General features: G+C 42.3%; 5 protein-coding genes. 4 read left to right on the forward strand and 1 reads right to left on the reverse strand.

What is annotated here, in order from left to right; all coding sequences use genetic code 11:
• Window positions 1-354 (reverse strand): FAD-binding protein (locus tag E7204_RS07655; protein WP_295183260.1); only part of this gene is annotated, 354 nt, incomplete at its 3' end.
• 602 nt (window positions 355-956) lie between these two features.
• Between E7204_RS07655 and E7204_RS07660 the strand changes: the two genes are divergently transcribed.
• The 4 genes from E7204_RS07660 to E7204_RS07675 all read left to right on the forward strand — a co-directional run.
• Window positions 957-1631: a response regulator transcription factor gene (locus E7204_RS07660; RefSeq protein WP_006555394.1), complete on the forward strand. Its 675-nt coding sequence runs from the start codon at window positions 957-959 to the stop codon at window positions 1629-1631.
• Window positions 1609-3012 (forward strand): HAMP domain-containing sensor histidine kinase, encoded by a 1404-nt coding sequence (locus E7204_RS07665; protein ID WP_295183262.1) that lies wholly within the window; start codon window positions 1609-1611, stop codon window positions 3010-3012. The genes E7204_RS07660 and E7204_RS07665 overlap by 23 nt, the downstream gene beginning before the upstream one ends.
• Entirely contained in the window at window positions 3009-3776 is a 768-nt protein-coding gene (locus tag E7204_RS07670; RefSeq protein ID WP_295183264.1) for a hypothetical protein, read from the forward strand. The genes E7204_RS07665 and E7204_RS07670 overlap by 4 nt, the downstream gene beginning before the upstream one ends.
• A gap of 505 nt (window positions 3777-4281) precedes the next feature.
• A partial coding sequence (locus E7204_RS07675) for an LL-diaminopimelate aminotransferase (protein WP_295183266.1) occupies window positions 4282-5240 on the forward strand: 959 nt, incomplete at its 3' end.

The following is a 5240-nucleotide window of genomic DNA, read 5'->3' on the forward strand; positions in this document are numbered from 1 at the left end:
ACCGAAGTTACGTTGTGCGATTTTATTTTCTTTAGTACGGGAGAATGGGGTACCGAAATAATCAAGTTCTTTGATTAATTCAGGACAACGGTTGATAAAGAATTCAACAGCATCCTGGTCGGCAAGATAGTCACTACCTTTAACGGTATCGAAGATGTGGTCTTCAATAGTGTCTTCTTTTGCCACATTGTTTAATACGCCATTAATACCGCCTTGAGCCATAGCCGTTGCAGAACGACTTGGGAAAATCTTGGTAATAAGTGCTACGCGCAAACCTTCTTGATGAGCTGCTTCTAATGCTGCTCGTTGGCCGGCTCCGCCGCTACCTACTACTAGAACATCATACTGTTCCATAATAACCTCCTAAACTTGTACCTACTTCCTACAGACTTATCCGGCAAACCGTACCTGGGCCTGCCTTTCCTATAGCTTGTTCTTTAATTATAGCGGTTTACAAAGCCTTTTGTCCAAAATCAAATACGCATACTTGAAAACGGCCTTCATAATTGATAATTTTTATCATTTTCTAAATTCCCCTATTTTTGGGGTGTATTTAAACCGTCATTTATCATAAACTATTGTATTTTCTAGACAAACGCTAATATTATTCAGTTTATTTATACGACGGGATAGAAAATCGGATTATCTAATCGAAAATCATTTTCACACATTTTTTTTGATTTTTTTAAAAACGTCCGAAAAACGTCCAATCTATGCATAAAACACAAAGGTACACAATTTAGTTATCATAAATTTAATGCCTTACCGTTATGCCTTCATAATGAGTTCATACCCTTACGCTATACTGACCTCAATTAAGGATATTATTATTTTGCATGTAAAATGCTATAATAATTTTAGACGTTCTATAATTTGATTAATAGTTTTATTTTATAGTCTGTTACACCAGTGGAGGTTGTGAAACAGGCTTATTTCTGTAAGACAGGAGCGATTGTATGAAAGTTTTACTTGTTGAAGACGAAGAAATGCTAAATAATATCATTGCCAAACGCCTACGCGTTGAATCCATGACGGTTGACTGCTGCTTTGACGGCGAAACCGCTTTAGATCACATCAATACTTCCAGCTACGACGTAGTTGTAATGGACGTAATGATTCCTAAAATGGATGGTTTCACCGTTGTGCAACATTTACGCCAGGAAGGCAACAAAACACCGGTATTGTTCTTAACCGCCAAAGATACTTTGCAAGACAAAGTAAAAGGCCTTAACCACGGTGGCGACGATTATCTCGTAAAACCTTTTGAATTTGAAGAGTTGATTGCCCGTATCTACGCCTTATCCCGCCGCAGCTACAACCACGCGCACAATGATTTGGAAGCCGGTCCTTTGACAATCAACAGCCAAAGCCGTACCGCTACATTGCACGGTCAGGAATTAGTACTTACCGCTAAAGAATTTGACTTATTATATTATTTAGCCAGCAATGTAAACATCGTATTATCCCGTCAACAGATTCTCGACCACGTATGGGAATACGACTACGAAAGTTATTCCAACTTAATAGATGTATATATTAAGGATTTACGTAAAAAATTAGATGTAGCCAACGAAGCCAAATTAATTCACACAGTTCGAGGTGTGGGCTATGTTTTCAAAGTGGAAGAATAAACTAAGCTCCGGGGGCCGTTCGATTAACCCATTCAGTCGTTTACCGCTAACGCTTAAGATTACCGGTTGGTATTCTATATTTCTCTTATTAATGTTACTCATGCTGTCCGTGTTCATTCTGCAGTTCACGCAACTGTGGGAAGCCTCGGAAATGCGCAGTACCTTACAATCAAGGGTTATTAATACAGCCGACAATCTGACGCGGTTCCGTCCGTTCCAAGAAGGTGTTTTCACCGTTCTCTATACTGATAACGGCGTGGCTGTCAAAGGGGCTATTCCTGACGGGTTCCCGCCGGAAAGTATGATTTCTCCCCATCACATTCAAGAAGTAACTGTTAAAAACACTACCTTCTATTATTATGACGCACCCGTAGCCGATCCGGCTTTCCACGGTTGGGTTCGCGGCGTAATGCCTGCTACCACAGCCAGTCGTGCGGCCAATATTATGTTGCTTTCTTTGATTCTCGGCGGGGTTATATTCCTCGTCATCGGCACCAGCGGCGGTTATTGGATTATCAAACGTGGTCTCGGACCGATTCGTACCATGACCCAAACGGCCGCTGACATCGGTCAAAAACGCGACTTATCCCAACGTATCGAACAACTGGTAGACAGCCACGACGAAATTTCTGCACTGTCAAAAACATTCAATACAATGCTCGACAGTTTGGAGAGCTCCTCGCAGCGTGAAAAGCAGTTTAGTTCCGATGTATCCCATGAGCTTCGCACGCCGATTGCCGTTATTCAGGCGGAAAGCGATTACGGTCGTGCCTATATCGACAATATCGACGAAGCCAAAGAAAGCTTTGAACATATTTTCCAACAGAGTCGTTTCATGACTGCCATGGTTACGCAACTTCTGGACATTGCCCGCTTGGACAACATGGACAGCATCAAGAAGGATCCGCTCAGCATCAGTCAAATGATGCAGGAAGTAGTCGACAGTTATCAACGAATTTGTAAAGAGAGAAATATTACCTTAACCGCAACCATCCAACCGGATTTATCCATGGTCGGCAATCTGCCGTTTTTAAAACGCGCGGTAGGCAACTTGATTGACAACGCCATAAAATTCACCAAAGATGCTATCTCTGTTCAGGTCGTAAAACTAAACAATACCATTCGTATTACCATTAAAGATAACGGCGAGGGTATTAATCAAGACGACCTCGATAAGATTTGGAATCGTATGTATCAAGTCGATCAGGCTCGCACCAAAAAATCTAATCAAGGTTTGGGACTAGGTCTTTATTTTGTAAAAAATGTCATTAATTTGCATCAGGCCAAAGCCTATGCGATTAGTGAACCCCAAGTATCAACAAGTTTTATTTTAGAATTTCCTATCATGACCGATGAGGCCTTTAGAGAGGATACACCATGAAACCATTATTGCGACAGTTCACAGTAGAATCCAACGATGCAGAGCCGCCTCGACGAGCTTTGCACCGTATAATACTGCTATTTGTTGCCGCTTTTGCAATCGGCGGTGGTATCTATGCAGTCCATGATTATATGGCACAACAGGAAGCGATGCGTGTCAGTGCAGCCCGCACCGAAATGGTCAAAGCCCAGGCTAAAGCCAATAAATTGACCCTCTTGAGCGAAGATACTATCAAAGAGTTGACTTCCATTAATACCGGGGTGCCACTGAATGAGCTGACATTTAAGGAAATTGCCTTAATCACCTTTGATGATCTGCCATTTCCGCCGGGACCGCCAATCGGCCAAGGAATGATGCCTAACGACAGAAATACAGGCTCTTCGTCAAATGAGCCAATGAACGGCCAAGCCGCCGGTTCGTCTGATAACCATGAGAACTTAAACTTGCCGGCTACAGCCGAAAACAGTAATGTGGCCTCATTGCCGCCTCTTCGTGTGCCGCCACCCATATCGGCAGCCGGGCCAAAATCGCCGGTAGATGGCGAAAGACCGCTTATCAAACCGAATGAGAGCAATACCGATCATGCGCATCCCCCTATTGACGAATTAGCTAAAGGCGTTCAAATTAATGACTTTAGCCGGACACCGCCTAAAGAATTATTAAAGCATCCGCTGTATAAAATTACAGCTAAACGCTCTAATTTGACCTACGATTTAATTATCGACGGGGTTAATGGACATATTATAAAATCTATTGTCCACTAAGATTCTAGGATAATTTAAAGTCACATAGTACATGTGTTTTACTAGTAATTATCACTATTAATTTTAATCTGAAAATTTTATCAAAAAAAGTCATTAAAACTCAAAAACGTTCATTTTGTGTTCATTTTGATGACGTATAGTTATATCATCAAATGAATGGTAATTTCGATACCCCATTCGAATTACCTCCATCATTGATTACAGGGAACTATATTGATACTGAACCCTCCCTGTTCAGCCAATATAGGTGATCAAGATTTCATTTGATTAACACTAACACTCCCCTTATAAGAAAAACAGGAATCCCTCCCCGGATTCCTGTTTTTCTTTATTTTCAAATATTTATGCATGACTTTTGACCCTTATTGACAAAGTCTTTACAGGCCATTATTTGCAGAGGCGCTTCATATATAGTAAAATGTTACTATTAAATTTATAAATTTCTATATAGTGGAGCCTTTATAAATTTTAAATCAGTTATACCCAAGCTTCAAGGAGGTTTACTATGGCTCAAATCAACGAAAATTATGCCAATCTACAAAGTTCTTATTTATTTGCTAACATTGCTCGCAAAGTGGCAGAATTTCAGAAAAGTAATCCGGATGCCGACATCATTCGCTTAGGCATCGGCGATGTAACGCAGCCATTAGCACCTGCCGTGATTGAAGCCATGCATAAGGCGGTTGACGAAATGGGTCAGGCCGAAACGTTCCGCGGTTACGGTCCGGAACAAGGGTACGAATTCTTACGGCAAGCCGTTGTCGATCACGATTATAAACCGCTCGGTATCACCCTCGATATTGACGAAGTTTTTATTTCCGACGGTGCCAAATCCGACGTAGGCAACATTCAGGAGCTTTTCAGCGCCAACAACGTAGTAGCTATCACCGACCCGGTGTATCCCGTATATTTGGACAGCAATGTCATGGGGGGCCGTTCCGGTCAGTTCAAAGACGGCCGTTTTGAAAACATCGTCTACTTACCGACCAATGCGGAAAACAACTTTTCCCCAGAATTCCCAAATCAACATGTAGATATCGTCTACCTCTGCTGCCCGAATAATCCGACCGGTACCGTTTTGAGCCGTAAACGCCTTAAAGAATGGGTAGACTGGTGTAAAGCGAATGACACGGTGCTCATGTTTGACTCTGCCTATGAAGCCTTCATCAGCAGCGAAGACACGGTACACAGCATCTATGAAATCGAAGGGGCCAAGGAAGTCGCCATTGAATTCCGCTCCTTCTCCAAAACCGCCGGTTTTACCGGTACACGTTGTGCCTACACGGTAGTACCGAAGGAATTGAAAGTCAATACGGCAGACGGAGAAAAACAGGCCTTAAATCCTATGTGGAATCGCCGTCAATGCACTAAATTCAACGGTGTGCCGTATATTATCCAACGCGCTGCGGAAGCCGTTTATTCAGAAGACGGTTATCGTCAGACCCGCGAAGCGATTGCCTATTA

The sequence above is a fragment of the Veillonella sp. genome, assembly GCF_015058545.1.
Taxonomy (GTDB): Bacteria; Bacillota; Negativicutes; order Veillonellales; family Veillonellaceae; genus Veillonella_A.